The following is a 16822-nucleotide window of genomic DNA, read 5'->3' on the forward strand; positions in this document are numbered from 1 at the left end:
AGAGCGGCGCCCCCGCTCCCGTGCGCTGGCCGCGCTTCCGTATGTGGTCATGGCCGCGGTCAGCGCCGTGGACATCACCGCCGGGCCGGGCGTGGGCTTTCTGCCCCTGGTGTCACTGGGGCCGGCGTTCGCCGGTCTGGTCGGCGGCTGGCGGCGGACCGCGCTGGTCGGGCTGACCGCGGCGGTGCTCTGCGTGGGCCTCGGGATCCACAGCGGGCTGTTCGAGAGCCGGCGCGGGCTGACCGCGCTGCTGTCGGTGGCCGGCGTGACCGCGGCCGGTGTGGTGGCGGCGGTCATGCGGCAGCGCCGGGAGGCCGAGCTGGCCAATGTGCGGTCGATCGCGGAGGTCGCCCAGCGGGTGCTGCTGCGGCCGGTGCCGCGCAGCGCCGGTCCGCTGCGGATCGCGGTCTCCTACACCTCGGCGGTGGCCGAGGCCCGGATCGGCGGCGACCTCTACGAGGTGGTGACCTCGCCGGCCGGCGTGCGGATCATCGTCGGGGATGTGCAGGGCAAGGGCCTGGAGGCGGTGGAGAGCGCCGCGGTGGTGCTCGGCGCGTTCCGGGAGGCGGCGCACGACGAGGCGGATCTGCCGTCGGTCGGCGCCCGGGTCGAACGGGCCCTCAACCGCCATCTGTCCGGTGAGCGGTTCGTCACCGCGGTGCTCGCCGAGATCGGCGACGGCCCCCATGCCACGCTGCTGAACTTCGGCCACCCCTCCCCCCTGGTCGTCCGCCCGTCCGGCGCGGTCGGCTACGCGGCGCCGCGGGAGCGGGCGCTGCCACTGGGCCTGATGGAGCACCGGCCGGACGCGCCGGTCCCCTACGAGGTCCCGTTCGCCCCCGGCGACCAGCTGCTCTTCTACACCGACGGGGTCTCCGAGGCGCGGGACTCGGCCGGCTGGTTCTATCCCCTCGACGAGCGCGCCACGCTGCTGAAGGACCCCGACCCGGAGGCGGCGCTGCAGGCGGTACGGGAGGACGTCGTCGACCACGCGGAGGGGCCGCTGCACGACGACGCGGCGATGCTGCTGGTGCGCTACCGAGTGGGGCACCGGGCCCCGGAGCGGCCGGCCGCCGGCGAGGCTCAGGCCAGCGGCAGTCCCGTGTAGTTCTCGGCGAGTTCGGCGGCGGCGTGCCGGGAGCCGGCGATCCGGTCGAGCTGGGAGAGCTGGAGCCGGGTGTCGAAGGCGCTCTGGTCCGGGGCGGTGTGCAGGGTCGTGGTCATGAAGTGCGAGAAGTGCTCGGCCCGCCAGACCCGGCGCAGGCAGGTCGCGGAGTAGGCGTCGAGGAGTGCGGTCGACCCGGTGCGGTGCCGGTGCGCCAGGGCGCGGGCCAGGACGGTGACGTCGGCGACCGCGAGGTTGAGGCCCTTGGCGCCGGTGGGCGGGACGATATGGGCCGCGTCGCCGGCCAGCAGCAGCCGGCCGTAGCGCATCGGCTCGGTGACCGCGCTGCGCAGCGGGAGGACGGCCTTGGCGGTGAGCGGGCCGCGGGCCGGTTTCCAGGGGACGGTGTCGACGGCGGCGCGGGCCTCCAACTCGTCCCAGATCCGGTCGTCGGGCCAGTCGGCCGGGTCGGTGCCGCCGGGGACCTGGAGGTAGAGCCGGCTGACGGTGGGGGTGCGCATGCTGAGCAGGGCGAAGCCGCGGGGCGAGTGGGCGTAGACCAGTTCGTCGTGGGAGGGCGGGACGTCGGCGAGCACGCCGAGCCAGGAGTAGGGGTAGCTGCGGGTGTAGGTGCGGCGGGCGGACTCCGGGACGGCCTGCCGGGCCACACCGTGGAAACCGTCGCAGCCGGCGACGTAGGCGCAGGTGAGGGTGTGGGTGCGGCCGCCGTGGGTGTAGTGGATGCGGGGCCGGTCGGACGCGGCGTCGGTCACGCCGTGCGCGCGGGCCTCGAACAGCAGCGGCGGGCCGTCGGCGAGCTGGAGCGCTATCAGGTCCTTGACGACCTCGGTCTGGGCGTAGACGGTGACCCGGCGGCCGTCGGTCAGCGCGGGGAAGTCCAGGCGGTGGGCGCGCCGGTCGTAGCGCAGCTGGATGCCGTCGTGGACCAGCCCCTCGCGGTCCAGCCGCTCCCCCGCTCCGCAGGCGCGCAGGACGTCGGTGGTGCCCTGCTCGAGGATGCCGGCGCGCTGCCGCTGCTCGACGTAGGCGCGGTCGCGGCCCTCCAGGACCACGCAGTCGATGCCGGCGCGGTGCAGCAGCCGGGCGAGCAGCAGTCCGGCCGGTCCGCCGCCGATGATGCCGACGGTGGTCTCCTGCGGTGGGTCGGCGGGGGTGCCGGGCATCACAGGGCCGTTCTCGGGGCGGGGTGGGCGTGGAGCGGGGCGAAGTGGGCGAGGAGGGCGGCGAGGACCTCCGCGGGGCGTTCGACGCCGGCGAGGTGGGCGGCGCCGGAGAGTTCGACGAGGCTGGCGTCGGGGATGCCGTCGGTGAGTTCGCGGGCGTGTGCGGGCGGAGTGGCCGGGTCGGCGCGGCCGGCCACGACGAGGGTGGGGGCGGCGATCCGCGACAGGACCGGGCGCAGGTCGTAGGCGGCGAGGGCGTCGCAGCAGGCCGCGTAGCCCTCGGGTGAGACGTCCCGGCGGAGCTCCTCGACCAGGGCGGCGGCCTCCGGTGAGGCGGCGAAGGCGGGGGTGAACCAGCGGCCGGCCGCGCCGTCGGCGACCGCGTCCAGGCCCTTGGCGCGGACGAGGGCGGCCCGTTCCCGCCAGCCGGCCGGCTCGCCGAACCGCGCCGAGGAGCAGACCAGGGCGAGCGAGCTGATCCGGTGGGGGTGGTGGGCGGCGAGCCAGGCACCCACCGCACCGCCGAGCGACACCCCGGCGTGGGCGAAGGTGTGCAGCCGCAGGGCGTTGGCGAGTCGGAGGACCAGGGCGGCGAGTTCGGGGACGGTGGTGGTGCCGGGGGTGGCCAGGACGCCGGTGGGGGTGCCGCCGTGGCCCGGGAGGTCCCAGCGGACGACGTGGAACCGGCGGGACAGGGCCGGGAGTTGGGGCTCCCAGAGGGAGAGCGAGGTGCCGACGGAGGGGCCGAGGAGGAGTGTCGGGGCGCCGGGCGGGCCGGCGGTGGTGTGGTGCAGTGCGGGGGCGGCGGGGGACGTCATGCGGGCTCCGTCGGGTCGTTCGGGTCGTTCGGGTCGTTCGGGTGGTGCGGATCGTGCCGGTGGCCGGTGGGGGTGGGGGTGGGGGTGGGGGCGCCGTCCGCGGCGGGGCGCGGGCCTCGGGGGCGCCGGGTGGTCCCGGGCGGACCCGTGGGGCGGGCGGGCCGGTGCGGGCGTCGCTTGGGAGGGCCCGCGGCCTGTGCGGGGGCGGTCCGGACCGCGGGGGCTCCCGGCCGGGGCACGGGATCCGGGGCGCTCACCCGGGTCGGTGGGGGTGCCCCCGGGACCTCGCCGCGGCCAGTCAGGGCGGTGAGAGCCGCGACGAGGCGTCCCGGACTCGGTCCGGGGCCCCCGTGGAGACGACCGGACAAGCCGGCCGTACCGAGGTTGTACCGCATCCGTGACGCCGGGCCCGGCAGGCCCGCGGTCGGCCCGGCCGCGTCCGGGGCAGCACCGCCCACCGGGCGCAGCGGCCGGCGGGGCGGGCCGGCCCGGTGCGCCGGCCGGGCCGCGGGACGCCGGCGGCGCCGGGGGACGGAGCGGTCCCGGGGAACGGAGCGGTCCCGGGGAGCGCGGCGGCGCCGGGGCGTCAGCGGAAGGCAAGGAACACCGTCTCCTCGCAGCCGCCGTCCGCCGGCTGCTGGAGCTGGACGTCGAAGCGGTAGCGGCCGGGGCCGTCCGGGCGGGCCACGAGGGTGGCCGCCCGCTCCTGGGGCAGCCCGGCCAGCAGCGGATCGGCGGCGAGGGCCGCGGTGTGCTCGGGGAAGTAGACCCGGGTGAACAGGTGGTGCAGCAGACCGCGGGCGTGCACGCAGAGCGCGAGGTGGGGCGCGGCGGCCGGGCGGCCGGCGGGGGCGGCCGGGGGCAGGGTGCGCACCGCATAGCGTCCGTCGGCGTCGGTGGGGACCCGGCCGAAACCGGTGAACACCGCGCCGTCGCGGCCCAGTAGCGCGCCGGTGCTCTGGTCGCGGCGCAGCGAGCCGGGCGCACCGGGCGGGCGGCCGTCGGGGCCGGCCTGCCAGAACTCCAGCAGCGCGTCCGGGACCGGTGCGCCCGCCCCGTCGCGGACCTGCCCGTGCAGGGCGACGGCGTCGGGGTGTCCGTCGGGCGCGATCCGGGCGCCGCCGGGGAAGGGGAGCGCATGGCCGAAGAAGGGGCCGATGGTCTGCGACGGCGTGGGGGCGAGCGGCCCGCTGCGGTCGGCGGTGTCCGTCATCGGCGGCCCTCCTCGGTCCAGGTGGCGGCGGGGCCGTCCAGGACCACGTCCCAGCGGTAGCTCAACGCCCCTCTGGCGAGGGACAGTTGGTGCTCGTAGGCGGCGATCAGGCGCCGGCGGGCGGCGGGGTCGGGGACCGCGGCGAGGACCGGGTCGTAGGGGAGGAGCGGGTCGCCGGGGAAGTACATCTGGGTGACCAGCCGCTGGGTGAGGGCGGTGCCGAAGAACGAGAAGTGGATATGGGCCGGGCGCCAGGCGCCCGCGCCCGGCAGCGGGTAGGCGCCGGGCTTGACGGTGGTGAAGGCGTAGCCGCCCTCGTCGTCGGTCAGGCAGCGGCCGACGCCGGTGAAGTGGGGGTCCAGCGGTGCCGGGTTGCGGTCCCGGCGGTGGGCGTACCGGCCGGAGGCGTTGGCCTGCCAGATCTCGACGAGTTGGCCGCGGACCGGGCGGCCGGCGCGGTCCAGGACCCGGCCGGTGACGGTGAGGCGTTCGCCGAGCGGCTCACCGGAGTGCTGCCGGGTGAGGTCCGCGTCCAGCGCGTCGACGTCCGCGGGGCCGAAGGCGGGGGCGGTCAGCTCCACCGCCTCGGGGTCGGCGGCGGTGTCGAGGGGATGGCGGGGCCGCCGGGGGTGGCGCTCGGGTGCGCCCTGGTACGGGGTGGGGTCCGGGAGCGGCGGGGCGGAGGAGGCCGGTGCGGTCATACTGCCCTTTCCCTGCGGTGGACGGGTACGGACCGGGCGGTGGACACCGCTGCCGCCGGAACGCGGTCCAGCGTGCCGACGTTTTCCCCGGCGGTCACCGGGGCGCGCCGGGCGGCGGGCGCGGCGTCCTGCTGCCCACCCGTCGGCTCCGGGCCGGCGACGGATGGCTCTCCGGCCGCGCCGACGGGTCAACTCCCTTCCGGGATACGGTCGTTCGCCCGGCGAACCGCAGTTCACGGGCGCGACTGGCCCGAGTCTGGTCCCGGCCCCGGAACGTGTCAACGGTGCACCCGGTACGGTTCCGGCCCCTTCCGGACCGCGTCGCCGCGCCGTGGAGGGCCCTTGCTGCCGGCGGTGCGCGCGGTCGAGGTCGAGGCGGCGCTGCGGGCGGCCGGGCGCTTGCCGCCCCTCCGGCGGTGCCGTCCGCTCCCTTCCTGCGACCCCTGGATCAGTCGGCGGTGCGGCGCGGTTGGCGCTCGGCGCGGGCGGCGGCGGTGGCGACCGAGGGCCACACCCGGTCCACGGCGGCGTTCATCGCGGCGCCGACCAGCACCGCGAAGGCGGAGACGCCGATCCACAGCAGCACCGCGATCGGGGCGGCCAGGGAGCCGTAGATGGTGGGACCCTCGACGGTCGCGGTCAGGTACAGCCGGAGCAGGAAGCTGCACAGGAGCCACATCGCCAGGGCGACGACGGCGCCGGGGATGTCCTCGCGCCAGGGCGAACGGACCGGCACCGAGACGTGGTAGAGGGTGGTGAGGAACGAGATGGAGAGGATCACCACGACCGGCCAGTACAGGATGCGGATGACGTCCCCGCTGGCAGGAAGCCAGCTGACGACGACGTCGGGGCCGGCGATCATCAGCGGCAGGGCGATGGCACCGGCCGCGACGGCCGCGACGTAGAGCACGAAGGACAGCAGCCGGGTCTTGACGATGCCGCGGCGGCCGTCGAGCCCGTACATGATCGTGATGGTGTCGACGAAGACGTTCAGGGCGCGGGAGCCGGACCACAGGGCGAGGGCGAAGCCCAGCGAGATGACGTCGGGGCGGCGTCCGGTGAAGACGTCCTGGAGCAGCGGGCGGGCGATCTCGTCGACGCCCCGCGGGGAGAGCACGGTGGCGGCGCCGCGCAGCAGATGGGTGCGGAAGCGGTCCAGGGTCGCGTGGCCGATCCACGGTTCGGTGTAGCCGAGGACGCCGAGGAGTCCCAGGACCAGCGGGGGCAGCGAGAGCAGGCACCAGAACGCGGCCTCGGCGGCGAGGCCGGTGACGCGGTAGCGCATGCAGCTGTCGATGATGTCCTTGAGCAGCAGCCAGGCGAGCCGGCGGGTGGAGACGTTGCGGTACAGGGCCCGGGCGCGGGTCAGGCGCCCCCCGGGCGCGCTCTGCGGTCCGGTCGGCTCGCCCGGTCCCCTGGGGTCGTGCGGTCCGGTCGGCTCGTCCGGTTCGGACGGTTCCTGCGGTTCGGTCGGTTCGTTCGGCGGCGGCACCTCCTTACCGTATCGGGCATGGCAGCTACCACTCATAGCGTGACGAACCAGCCCCCGCCGCTGACCGGCTACGACGTCTTCACCGCCGATCCGGCGCTCACCGAAGGGGTCGCCCGGTACGTCGCCGACGACCACCTCGACACCGCGCGGGAGGAACTCGTCCGGCTGGGACAGGCGGCCGGTTCGGCCCAGGCACAGCACTGGGGGGAACAGGCCAACGCGCATCCGCCGGTGCTGCGCACCCACGACCGCTACGGCCACCGCATCGACGAGGTGGAGTTCCACCCTGCCTGGCACCGGCTGCTCGGCCACGCGGTGTCGGCCGGGCTGACCGATGCCTGGTCGCGCCCGCACGGGCACGTCCGGCGCGCCGCGGGCTTCCTGGTGTGGACGCAGGCGGAGGCGGGGCACGGCTGTCCGCTGTCGATGACGCATGCGGCGGTGCCGGCGCTGCGGGCCGAGCCGGACCTCGCCGCGGTGTGGGAGCCGCTGCTGACCTCGCGGGTGTACGAGGCGGGGCTGCGGCCGGTGGCGCGGAAGGCGGGCGCGCTGGCGGGGATGGCGATGACGGAGAAGCAGGGCGGCAGCGATGTGCGGGCGAACACCACCGAAGCGCGGCCGCTGGCGGCGGCCGGGGAGTACGTCCTGACGGGCCACAAGTGGTTCTGCTCGGCGCCGATGTCGGACGCGTTCCTGGTGCTGGCGCAGGCACCCGGAGGGCTGACGTGCTTCCTGCTGCCGCGGGTGCTGCCGGACGGCACCCGGAACGCGTTCCGCCTCCAGCGGCTCAAGGACAAGCTCGGCAACCGCTCCAACGCCTCGGCGGAAGTGGAGTTCGACGGGCACACCTGGGCGCGCCGGGTCGGCGAGGAGGGGCGCGGAGTGGCGACGATCATCGAGATGGTCGCGGCGACCCGGCTGGACTGCGTCACCGCCTCGGCGGCCGTGATGCGGCAGGCGGTGGCGCAGGCGCTGCACCACACCGCGTACCGGGAGGCGTTCGGGCGCCGACTGGCCGAACAGCCGCTGATGCGCAATGTGTTGGCCGATCTGGCGCTGGAGTCGGAGGCGGCGACCACGCTGGCGCTGCGGCTGGCGGCGGCCTACGACGGCGGCACCGCGCAGGACCGGGCGTTCTTGCGGCTGGCCCTGCCGGCGGCCAAGTACTGGGTGACCAAGCGGTGCACGCCGATGGTGGCGGAGGCGCTGGAGTGCCTGGGCGGCAACGGCTATGTGGAGGAGTCGGGGCTGCCGCGGCTGCTGCGCGAGGCCCCGCTGAACTCGATCTGGGAGGGCGCGGGCAATGTGCAGGCGCTGGACGTGCTGCGGGCGCTGCGCCGCGAACCGGAGGCGCTGAACGCGTACTTGACCGAGATCGGCGCCGCGCGGGGCGCGGACCACCGGCTGGACCGGGCGATCCGCGGGCTGCTGACCGAACTCGCCGATCTGGAGGGCATCGAGGCACGGGCCCGGCGGCTGGCCGAGCGGCTGGCGCTGGTGCTCCAGGGCTCGCTGCTGGTGCGGTACGCGCCGCCGGAGGTGGCCGATGCGTTCTGCGCGGCGCGACTGGGCGGCGATGCGGGGGCGGCGTTCGGGACGCTGCCGCACACGCTGGATCTGGCGGCGGTGGTGGAGCGGGCGCGGCCGGTGGTGGGCGCGTAGGGCCTGGCCGGCGGGGCGGCGCGGGCCCATGCCGCCCCGGCGGACCGGCCCAGGCGCGCCCACCCCTCGTACGCCGGGGGCGCGGCGGCGGCTCCGTGTCCCCGCGGTGCCGTCAGGAAACCGGCTCCGGGCCGGGGACCGGACAGGGGATAACCGCCGCCGCGCCGGGCGGGGAGCGGTGCCGCGCCGACTCGGCACCGTTCCCGGTCTTCAGGGCCACCGCGGCGGCTGCGGCGCGGTGCGCCCGCGCAGCGCCGCGTCGATGACCACGATGATCTCGTCGTCCGGTACGTCCGGCCGGAAGCCGACCAGGACGCCGCGCGCCTCGTAGTACCGGATCACGCGCAGGGCGTCGTCCGTGCCGTCCTGCCCCGCCTCGCGCAGATGCACCACGAGGTCGGCGAAGGCCGGTGCGGGCAGCGGACCGCCGAAGCGCGCGACCCGGTCGAGGAGTTGCGGCGCACCGTCGATCACATAGCCCGCGACAGGCAACGGCTGACGTCTGATCAGGACGTCGACCGCGGACAGTCGGGGCACGCCGTAGTGTCGGGCCAGCCGGGCGGCCCGGGTGAGCCGGCCTCCCTCGCAGGTGCCGATCACCACGACACGCGGGGCGGCGGCGACCATGCGAGCCCCCTCCCACACCGTGCCGACGACGCGGGCGGCCGATCGCATCCGGCGCGCACCGGCGGGTTCTCCGTCGGGTGGCCGGCAAAACCTCCGAGGGGAGTCCCCCCTCGCCCTCACGGTGTGGGGAAGGAACGCCATCGGCCGCTGACACCAGATTTCCCTGGAGCCGTCATAGGCCACAACGGTTGCATTCCGTTGCGGCGGATCTGGTCAATGGCCCTTCCCCGAACGGTCGCTGGCGGCACGATGGGCACGAACCGGGCAGCGCGCCGGACGCATGGGCACAACGGGGAGCAGCGTGAGCGACAGACCGATCGAGAGGGCCGGCGGGCGGACCGGCGACCGGCCCGCCGAGGGGCCGTTCGAGAGCGCCGTCCTCGCGGCCCAGGACAGCCGGGAGACCGCGCGGCGACTGGTCATGGTCCACGAGGCGGCGCTGACCGGGGACCTGCCGCCGGACGCGCCCCGGGACGCGCCCCGCACGGTGATCGGTGAGTCCTGGCGGCGGGTGCTGGACCGCGGGGTGGACCCGGAGCGGGGATTGCCCCAACACCACCTGACCGTGGCCGAGTTGGAATGCCGGCGGCGGAAGTCCCAGCTGGCGTCGGTGCTGCCGGCGCTCGCCGGGCAGCTGCTGCCGACCGCCGACGCGGCGCAGCAGATCATGGTGGTCACCGATGCCGAGGGCCGGGTGCTGTGGCGGGAGGGCAGTGCACCGATCCGGCGGATGGCCGACCGGCTGGGCTTCGACAAGGGGGCCGACTGGACGGAGGGGGCGGTCGGCACCAATGCGATCGGCACCGCGCTGGTGGCCCGCGCCCCGGTGCTGGTGCACTCCGCCGAGCACTTCCTGCGCAGCCACCACCAGTGGACGTGCGCCGCGGCGCCGCTCCACGATCCGCGCGACGGGCGGCTGTTGGGCGTCGTCGACCTCAGCGGCCCGGCACACTCCTTCCATCCGACGACACTGGCGCTGGTCTCCGCGGTGACCCGGCTCGCCGAGGGCGAGTTGCGGGCCCGGCACCAGGCGTCGTTGGAGCGTCTGCGGTCCAGCGCGGCACCGGTGCTGGCCCGGATCGGCGGGCGGGCGCTGGCCGTCGATCCGCACGGCTGGACGGCGGCGGTGACGGGGATGACCCCGCCGGACCGGGTGGCGCTGCCCAAGGGCCCGGAGGCCGGGCCGCTGTGGCTGCCCCGGTACGGGATGTGCACGCTGGAGCCGCTGCCGGGCGGCTGGCTGATCCGGATCGGCCGTCCGGAGCCGGCGCCGGGCCCGCACCGGGTGGTGGTGGACCTCGGCGCGCCGGGCGGACCGACGGTGACCGTGGCCGGCCCCGCGGGCAGTTGGTCGCACGCGCTGACCCCGCGCCACGCCGAGCTGCTGTTCCTGCTGGCCGCGCACCCCGGCGGGCGCAGCGCCGCGGAACTGGCCCGGGACGTGTTCGGCGACGGCGGACGGACGGTGACGGTCCGGGCCGAACTGTCCCGGCTGCGGCGCCATCTCGCGGGGGTGCTGGCCCACCGCCCGTACCGCTTCGCGGACGGCGTGGAGGTCGAACTCCGGCTGCCGGAGCGGCCGGTGGAGCTGCTGCCGCACTCCACGGCGCCGGCGGTGCTGGCGGCCCGCCGGACGGCACCCGAGGGGAACGGCTGAGAGCAGACCGACCCCCTACCGCCGGAAAATCCCGAGCGCGGGGGCACGACGCCCCTCTAGGGTGGCCGCACTCTGAACACAGCTCTCCAGATGGACGTCGCAAAACGGGAGCGGACGGCGCGCGGACAGACGCCGGACCAGACGAGTGGGCGACACGACCATTCGCGTTCCCGCATGCCCTCGGCATGCCGTTCTGGAGGATCCTCGTGTCCGTAGGTCTCGGCCTTCCCATCGGCGACCCCGCACACCTGCTGACCTGGGCGCGGCGCGCCGACGCCGCCCCCTTCTCCACCGTCGCGCTGCTCGACCGGCTCGTCTACGCCAACCCCGAACCACTGGTCGCCCTGGCCGCGTTGGCGGGCGTGACCTCCCGGGTGCGGTTGCAGACCGAGGTGCTGCTGGCCCCGCTGCACCGCACCGCGCTGCTCGCCAAGCAGGCCGCCACGCTCGACCTGCTGTCGGGCGGCCGGTTCACCCTCGGCATCGGCATCGGCGGGCGCGCCGACGACTACCTGGCCGCGGGGGTGGACCTGCGCACCCGGGGCCGTCGGCTCGACGGGCAGCTGGCCACGCTGCGGCGGCTGTGGGCCGGGGAGCCGCTGTCCGCGGACGTCGGGCCGGTCGGGCCCGCCCCGGCGCGGCCCGGCGGGCCGGAGGTGCTGTTCGGCGGGTTCGTACCGGCCGTGGCGGAACGGGTGGCCCGGTGGGGCGACGGCTTCCTCGGGGCGGCCCTGCCGTATCAGCAGATGGACGGGATGTTCCGAGGGGTGGAGGCCGCCTGGGAGCGCGCCGGGCGGCCCGGCCGGCCCCGGCTGCTGGCCCAGGTGAACGTCGCCCTCGGCCCCGACGCCGTGGTGGACCGGGCCCGCCGCGAACTGCGCGCGTACTACGGCGCCTCCCCCTACACCGACCACATCGTGAACGGCCTGCTCACCACCCCGGCGGCGATCCGCGAGGCGATCGCCGGCCATCTGGCCGTCGGGGCGGACGAGGTGATGCTCTACTGCTGGTCGCCGGACCCGGACCAGGTCGGACGGCTGACGGACGCGGTCTTCGTACCGGAGGGGGACTGGCCGGGCGTCTCCTGGTAGCGGCCCGGCCCGGCCCGGCCCGGACGGCGTCCCACCCGCCGGACCGGCGCCCGACCCCTTCCCCCGGTGTGGTGTGCTGACGGCATGAGCCACTCCGTCACCACCTGGTACCTGGAACAGACCTCGCCGGCCGACCTCACGCCCACCGCGGCTCCGCCCGCGGAGCAGGGGGTGCGGATCGTCCGCGCCGAGACGCCCTCGCCCGAATTCAGCCGCTTCCTCTACACGGCGGTCGGCGGCGACGTGCTGTGGACCGACCGGCTGGGGTGGCCGTACGCGCAGTGGGCCGAGCACCTCGGGCAGCCGGGGACCGAGACCTGGGTGGCGTACGAGCGCGGTACGCCCGCGGGGTTCATCGAGTTCCAGGCCCAGTCCGAAGGGGCGGTGGAGATCGTCTACTTCGGGCTGCTGCCGGCCTTCCGGGGCCGGCGGATCGGCGGGCATCTGCTCGGCCACGGGGCGGCGCGGGCCTGGGACCTGGCCGAGCGGTGGCCGGGGCTGCCGGAGACCAAGCGGGTGTGGCTGCACACCTGTAGCGACGACGGGCCGCACGCGCGGGCCAACTACGAGCGGCGCGGCTTCCGGCTGTTCGACACCACGGTGACCGAGGAGCCCCTCGCCGAGGTCCCCGGACCGTGGCCCGGCGCGGGCCCGGCGCCGGCCACCGCGGGCTGAGCCGCGCCCCGCAAGACCCCGCAAGACCCCGGAGGGGTTCCGGCTCGACCACCGGGCCGAAACCCCTCCACCACGTGACGGAGGCCACAACGTCTCGCCATTCAGGACGCATGCGTCCGCATCCTGGATGACGGTGGACTGTCCCGAGAGCCGCGTGCCACGCTTCCGTCATGTCTCGAGCTGGAATTGCCTTGGTGGGTCGGCGGCACGTCGACTTCGGCCGCATGTCCAGCGCCATTTGTCGGGCAGGCTGACGCACCGCACGCGCAGGAGCCCCGCCCCGCGCTCCCGGACAGCCCTCAGCATCTTCACCTCGCACGCCGTCCCCCTCGTCGCGGACGCGCCCAGCCCCCGACCCCAGTTCACCGACGACGCGCTGCCGCGTGCCGCGATTCGGTGTGTCCGCGCAGGTCATCAGGGGTACGTCGCGCCCGTCCGCAGCCCCTTTGAGCCGCCCAGAAGGACGTAACCCATGGCCGCCAACCCGGACCTCCCCACCGCCACGCCCCGCCGCAAGGCCGGCCGCCACCGCGGCGAGGGCCAGTGGGCCGCTGGACACTTCACGCCCCTCAACGGCAACGAGCAGTTCAAGAAGGATGACGACGGTCTCAATGTGCGGACACGCATTGAGACGATCTACGCCAAGGCCGGTTTCGACTCCATCGACCCCAACGACCTGCGGGGCCGGATGCGCTGGTGGGGCCTCTACACCCAGCGCAAGCCCGGGATCGACGGCGGCAAGACCGCGATCCTGGAGCCGGAGGAGCTGGACGACGAGTTCTTCATGATGCGGGTCCGGATCGACGGCGGCCGGCTCACCACCGAGCAGCTGCGGGTGATCGGCGAGATCTCGCAGGAGTTCGCCCGCGGCACCGCGGACCTGACCGACCGGCAGAACATCCAGTACCACTGGATCCGCATCGAGGACGTGCCGGAGATCTGGCGGCGGCTGGAGGCCGTCGGCCTGTCCACCACCGAGGCGTGCGGTGACACCCCGCGGGCCGTGCTCGGCTCGCCGGTCGCCGGTATCGCCGAGGACGAGATCGTCGACGGCACCCCGGTCATCGAGGAGGTCCAGCGCCGGATCGTCGGCAACCCCCAATTCTCCAACCTGCCGCGCAAGTTCAAGACCGCGATCTCCGGCTCCCCGCTGCTGGACGTCGCGCACGAGATCAACGACGTGGCCCTGGTCGGCGTCGAACACCCCGAGCACGGCCCGGGCTTCGACGTATGGGTCGGCGGCGGACTGTCCACCAACCCCAAGCTCGGTGTGCGGCTGGGCGCCTGGGTCTCCCAGGAAGAGGCGGCGGAGGTCGTCGAGGGCGTCATCAGCGTCTTCCGCGACTACGGCTACCGGCGGCTGCGCAACCGCGCCCGGCTGAAGTTCCTGGTCGCCGACTGGGGCGCGGAGAAGTTCCGCCAGGTGCTGGAGGACGAGTACCTCAAGCGGAAGCTGGCCGACGGCCCGGCCCCCGCGCAGCCCGCCCAGCAGTGGCGCGACCACATCGGCGTGCACCGGCAGAAGGACGGCCTTCACTACGTGGGCTTCGCCCCCCGCGTCGGCCGGGTCGACGGCGCCACCCTCACCAAGATCGCAGGGCTGGCCGAGGAGCACGGCTCGGGCCGGGTGCGCACCACCGCCGAGCAGAAGCTGCTCATCCTGGACGTCGAGGCGTCCCGGCTCGACTCGCTGATCGCCGGCCTGGAGGCGCTCGACCTGCGGGTCACACCGTCCCCGTTCCGGCGCGGCACCATGGCCTGCACCGGGATCGAGTTCTGCAAGCTCGCCATCGTCGAGACCAAGGGGCGGGGCGCCCGGCTCATCGACGAACTGGAGCGCCGGATGCCGGACTTCCAGGAGCCGATCACCATCAACATCAACGGCTGCCCCAACGCCTGCGCCCGCATCCAGGTCGCGGACATCGGTCTCAAGGGCCAGCTGATGCTGGACGAGGACGGCAACCAGGTCGAGGGCTACCAGGTGCACCTCGGTGGCGCACTGGGTCTGGAGTCCGGCTTCGGCCGCAAGGTCCGCGGACTGAAGGTGACCTCCGAGGAGCTGCCCGACTACGTCGAGCGGGTGCTGCGCAACTTCCAGGAGCAGCGCGAGGCGGGCGAGCGGTTCGCCACCTGGGCGGCGCGCGCCGAAGAAGGTGCGTTGAAGTGAACCGCACCACGACCGTGAACCGCACCGCGCCGACCGGGGAGGCCTCGTGAGCGAACGCGCCGCACCGTTCTACTGCCCGTACTGCGGGGACGAGGACCTCTTTCCCTCCGAGGAGGGCCACGGTGCCTGGGAGTGCCGGGCGTGCAGCCGCGCCTTCCGGCTGAAGTTCCTGGGCCTGCTGGCCCCGGGCACCGCGGCGTCCGGGCCCTCCTCCGCCACGCCTTCCGCTGCCGCTTTCGACGGGGGTGCACCGTGACCGCCACCGACCTCGCGCAACTCGCCGAGCAGGCGGGCCGCGACCTGGAGGACGCGCCCGCGCCGGAGATCCTCCGGTGGGCCGCGGAGACCTTCGGGAGCCGCTTCTGCGTGACGTCCTCGATGGAGGACGCGGTGGTGGCGCACCTGGCGTCCCGGGTGTTCCCCGGCGTGGACGTGGTGTTCCTGGACACCGGGTACCACTTCCCGGAGACCCTGGGCACGCGGGACGCGGTGGCGGAAGTGCTGGATGTCAATGTCCTGACGTTGACGCCCCTTCAGACGGTGGCCGAGCAGGACGCCGCCTACGGGCCAAGGCTGCACGACCGCGATCCGGACCTGTGCTGCGCGCTGCGCAAGGTCAAACCGCTCGAAGCGGGGCTGGCCGGCTACGACGCCTGGGCCACCGGGCTGCGCCGGGACGAGTCGCCGACCCGCGCGGCCACTCCGGTGGTGGGGTGGGATGCTCGTCGGCGGAAGGTCAAGATCTCGCCGATCGCCCGCTGGACCCAGGCCGATGTGGACGCCTATGTCGCCGAGCACGGCGTGCTCACCAACCCGCTGCTGACGGACGGCTACGCCTCCGTCGGCTGCGCCCCCTGCACCCGCCGGGTACTGGCGGGCGAGGACGCGCGGGCCGGCCGCTGGGCCGGCACCAACAAGACCGAGTGCGGACTGCACTGATGGCGGATATTCAGGAGATACAGATGACGGGCGCCACGATCTGGCTGACCGGTCTGCCGAGCGCGGGCAAGACGACCCTCGCGCACGAGCTGGCCGGCCGGCTGCGCGGCGAGGGCCACCGCGTCGAGGTGCTCGACGGCGACGAGATCCGCGAGTTCCTCTCCGCGGGCCTCGGCTTCAGCCGCGAGGACCGGCACACCAACGTCCAGCGGATCGGCTTCGTCGCCGAACTGCTGGCCGGCAACGGCGTGAAGGCCCTGGTCCCGGTGATCGCCCCGTACGCGGACAGCCGAGAGGCGGTGCGCAGGCGCCACCAGAGCGAGGGCACCGCATACCTGGAGGTGCACGTCGCCACTCCGGTCGAGGTCTGCTCGGAGCGGGATGTGAAGGGCCTGTACGCCAAGCAGGCGGCCGGCGAGATCTCCGGGCTGACCGGCGTGGACGACCCGTACGAGGAGCCCGCGACGCCGGATCTGCGGATCGAGTCGCACACCCAGACCGTCCAGGAGTCCGCGGCGGCGCTGCACGCGCTGCTCGTCGAGAGGGGGCTGGCGTGACCACCGTGGCTTCCGTTCCCGGGGAACTGGACAACCCCTACGCGCTGTCGCACCTGGACGCGTTGGAGTCCGAGGCGGTGCACATCTTCCGCGAGGTGGCGGGCGAGTTCGAGCGGCCGGTGATCCTTTTCTCTGGCGGCAAGGACTCCATCGTCATGCTGCACCTGGCGCTGAAGGCGTTCGCGCCGGCGCCGGTGCCGTTCGCGCTGCTGCACGTCGACACCGGGCACAACTTCCCCGAGGTGATCGACTACCGCGACCGCACCGTGGCCCGGCACGGCCTGCGGCTGCACGTCGCCTCCGTACAGGACTTCATCGACCGCGGTGAGCTGCGCGAGCGCCCGGACGGCACCCGCAACCCGCTGCAGACCGTGCCGCTGCTGGACGCCATCGAGAAGAACCGCTGTGACGCGGTCTTCGGCGGCGGCCGCCGGGACGAGGAGAAGGCGCGCGCCAAGGAGCGGGTGTTCTCGCTGCGCGACGAGTTCGGCGGCTGGGACCCGCGCCGGCAGCGGCCCGAGCTGTGGCAGCTCTACAACGGCCGGCACTCGCCGGGCGAGCATGTCCGGGTCTTCCCGCTGTCCAACTGGACCGAGCTGGACGTCTGGCAGTACATCGCCCGCGAGAAGATCGAACTGCCCGCGATCTACTACGCCCATGAGCGGGAGGTCTTCGCCCGTAGCGGTATGTGGCTGGCGCCCGGTGAGTGGGGCGGCCCGAAGGACGGCGAGCGGGTCGAGCTCCGGCAGGTGCGCTACCGCACCGTCGGCGACATGTCCTGCACCGGTGCCGTCGAGTCGGACGCGGACACCATCGAGGCCGTCATCGCGGAGATCGCCGTGTCCCGGCTCACCGAGCGGGGCGCGACCCGGGCCGACGACAAGCTGTCGGAAGCCGCCATGGAGGACCGCAAGCGCGAGGGGTACTTCTAACC

The 16822-nt window shown here is 74.7% G+C and carries 16 protein-coding genes; 10 read left to right on the forward strand and 6 right to left on the reverse strand.

Translation table 11 applies throughout. The annotated features are described in order from the left end of the window. Nucleotides 1-49: 49 nt before the first annotated feature. On the forward strand, nt 50-1108 hold the full coding sequence (locus ACIQE0_RS25620) for a PP2C family protein-serine/threonine phosphatase (protein WP_366331578.1): 1059 nt from the start codon (nt 50-52) through the stop codon (nt 1106-1108). Here ACIQE0_RS25620 and ACIQE0_RS25625 read toward each other — a convergent pair. The 5 genes from ACIQE0_RS25625 to ACIQE0_RS25645 form a co-directional block, all read right to left on the reverse strand. Continuing rightward, a complete protein-coding gene (locus tag ACIQE0_RS25625; RefSeq protein WP_402336367.1) occupies nt 1084-2289 on the reverse strand; it encodes a 4-hydroxybenzoate 3-monooxygenase in 1206 nt (401 codons plus the stop codon). The genes ACIQE0_RS25620 and ACIQE0_RS25625 overlap by 25 nt on opposite strands. After that, the gene (gene pcaD / locus ACIQE0_RS25630) at nt 2289-3107 is read right to left on the reverse strand and encodes a 3-oxoadipate enol-lactonase (protein WP_402336370.1); all 819 of its coding nucleotides are present in this window, start codon (nt 3105-3107) and stop codon (nt 2289-2291) included. The genes ACIQE0_RS25625 and pcaD overlap by 1 nt, the downstream gene beginning before the upstream one ends. 586 nt (nt 3108-3693) lie before the next feature. Next, nucleotides 3694-4320 carry a protocatechuate 3,4-dioxygenase subunit alpha gene (gene pcaG / locus ACIQE0_RS25635; protein ID WP_402336373.1) on the reverse strand — a complete coding sequence of 209 codons (627 nt, stop codon included), beginning with the start codon at nt 4318-4320 and terminating at the stop codon, nt 3694-3696. Continuing rightward, on the reverse strand, nt 4317-5021 hold the full coding sequence (gene pcaH, locus ACIQE0_RS25640) for a protocatechuate 3,4-dioxygenase subunit beta (protein ID WP_402336376.1): 705 nt from the start codon (nt 5019-5021) through the stop codon (nt 4317-4319). The genes pcaG and pcaH overlap by 4 nt, the downstream gene beginning before the upstream one ends. A gap of 448 nt (nt 5022-5469) precedes the next feature. Then, nucleotides 5470-6513, reverse strand: a complete 1044-nt coding sequence (locus ACIQE0_RS25645) for a YihY/virulence factor BrkB family protein (protein WP_402336378.1) — start codon at nt 6511-6513, stop codon at nt 5470-5472. A gap of 18 nt (nt 6514-6531) precedes the next feature. Here ACIQE0_RS25645 and ACIQE0_RS25650 point away from each other — a divergent pair, with 18 nt between their 5' ends. Then, nucleotides 6532-8175: an acyl-CoA dehydrogenase family protein gene (locus ACIQE0_RS25650; protein ID WP_402336381.1), complete on the forward strand. Its 1644-nt coding sequence runs from the start codon at nt 6532-6534 to the stop codon at nt 8173-8175. Between the two features lie 210 nt (nt 8176-8385). Here ACIQE0_RS25650 and ACIQE0_RS25655 read toward each other — a convergent pair whose 3' ends face one another. Then, nucleotides 8386-8850, reverse strand: coding sequence for a hypothetical protein (locus ACIQE0_RS25655; RefSeq protein WP_366331467.1), 465 nt, complete (start codon nt 8848-8850; stop codon nt 8386-8388). Between the two features lie 253 nt (nt 8851-9103). Here ACIQE0_RS25655 and ACIQE0_RS25660 point away from each other — a divergent pair, with 253 nt between their 5' ends. The 8 genes from ACIQE0_RS25660 to cysD all read left to right on the forward strand — a co-directional run bounded on the left by ACIQE0_RS25660 (nt 9104) and on the right by cysD (nt 16820). Further along, a complete protein-coding gene (locus ACIQE0_RS25660; protein WP_402336384.1) occupies nt 9104-10459 on the forward strand; it encodes a GAF domain-containing protein in 1356 nt (451 codons plus the stop codon). Between the two features lie 206 nt (nt 10460-10665). Further along, a complete protein-coding gene (locus ACIQE0_RS25665) occupies nt 10666-11550 on the forward strand; it encodes an LLM class flavin-dependent oxidoreductase (RefSeq protein ID WP_366331465.1) in 885 nt (294 codons plus the stop codon). An 84-nt stretch (nt 11551-11634) separates the two neighbouring features. Continuing rightward, complete coding sequence (locus ACIQE0_RS25670) at nt 11635-12225, forward strand: GNAT family N-acetyltransferase (protein WP_402336387.1); 591 nt, start codon at nt 11635-11637, stop codon at nt 12223-12225. A gap of 472 nt (nt 12226-12697) precedes the next feature. After that, on the forward strand, nt 12698-14392 hold the full coding sequence (locus ACIQE0_RS25675; RefSeq protein ID WP_402336390.1) for a nitrite/sulfite reductase: 1695 nt from the start codon (nt 12698-12700) through the stop codon (nt 14390-14392). Nucleotides 14393-14438: 46 nt separating this feature from the next. After that, nucleotides 14439-14648 carry a hypothetical protein gene (locus tag ACIQE0_RS25680; RefSeq protein ID WP_366331462.1) on the forward strand — a complete coding sequence of 70 codons (210 nt, stop codon included), beginning with the start codon at nt 14439-14441 and terminating at the stop codon, nt 14646-14648. Then, nucleotides 14645-15331 (forward strand): phosphoadenylyl-sulfate reductase, encoded by a 687-nt coding sequence (locus ACIQE0_RS25685; RefSeq protein ID WP_402336394.1) that lies wholly within the window; start codon nt 14645-14647, stop codon nt 15329-15331. The genes ACIQE0_RS25680 and ACIQE0_RS25685 overlap by 4 nt, the downstream gene beginning before the upstream one ends. Before the next feature lie 23 nt (nt 15332-15354). Beyond that, the gene (gene cysC / locus ACIQE0_RS25690) at nt 15355-15888 is read left to right on the forward strand and encodes an adenylyl-sulfate kinase (RefSeq protein ID WP_402336396.1); all 534 of its coding nucleotides are present in this window, start codon (nt 15355-15357) and stop codon (nt 15886-15888) included. Continuing rightward, nucleotides 15885-16820, forward strand: coding sequence for a sulfate adenylyltransferase subunit CysD (cysD, locus tag ACIQE0_RS25695; RefSeq protein WP_402336399.1), 936 nt, complete (start codon nt 15885-15887; stop codon nt 16818-16820). The genes cysC and cysD overlap by 4 nt, the downstream gene beginning before the upstream one ends. Nucleotides 16821-16822: the final 2 nt, after the last annotated feature.

Source organism: Streptomyces sp. NPDC093097 (assembly GCF_044754325.1).
Taxonomy (GTDB): Bacteria; Actinomycetota; Actinomycetes; order Streptomycetales; family Streptomycetaceae; genus Streptomyces.

What these genes read in the sequence shown, in the direction of transcription:
- ACIQE0_RS25620 (WP_366331578.1), top strand. Translation starts at nt 50, where the DNA reads ATGGCCGCGGTCAGCGCCGTGGACATCACCGCCGGGCCGGGCGTGGGC.
- ACIQE0_RS25625 (WP_402336367.1), bottom strand. Translation starts at nt 2,289, where the DNA reads ATGCCCGGCACCCCCGCCGACCCACCGCAGGAGACCACCGTCGGCATC.
- pcaD (WP_402336370.1), bottom strand. Translation starts at nt 3,107, where the DNA reads ATGACGTCCCCCGCCGCCCCCGCACTGCACCACACCACCGCCGGCCCG.
- pcaG (WP_402336373.1), bottom strand. Translation starts at nt 4,320, where the DNA reads ATGACGGACACCGCCGACCGCAGCGGGCCGCTCGCCCCCACGCCGTCG.
- pcaH (WP_402336376.1), bottom strand. Translation starts at nt 5,021, where the DNA reads ATGACCGCACCGGCCTCCTCCGCCCCGCCGCTCCCGGACCCCACCCCG.
- ACIQE0_RS25650 (WP_402336381.1), top strand. Translation starts at nt 6,532, where the DNA reads ATGGCAGCTACCACTCATAGCGTGACGAACCAGCCCCCGCCGCTGACC.
- ACIQE0_RS25655 (WP_366331467.1), bottom strand. Translation starts at nt 8,850, where the DNA reads ATGCGATCGGCCGCCCGCGTCGTCGGCACGGTGTGGGAGGGGGCTCGC.
- ACIQE0_RS25670 (WP_402336387.1), top strand. Translation starts at nt 11,635, where the DNA reads ATGAGCCACTCCGTCACCACCTGGTACCTGGAACAGACCTCGCCGGCC.
- ACIQE0_RS25675 (WP_402336390.1), top strand. Translation starts at nt 12,698, where the DNA reads ATGGCCGCCAACCCGGACCTCCCCACCGCCACGCCCCGCCGCAAGGCC.
- cysC (WP_402336396.1), top strand. Translation starts at nt 15,355, where the DNA reads ATGACGGGCGCCACGATCTGGCTGACCGGTCTGCCGAGCGCGGGCAAG.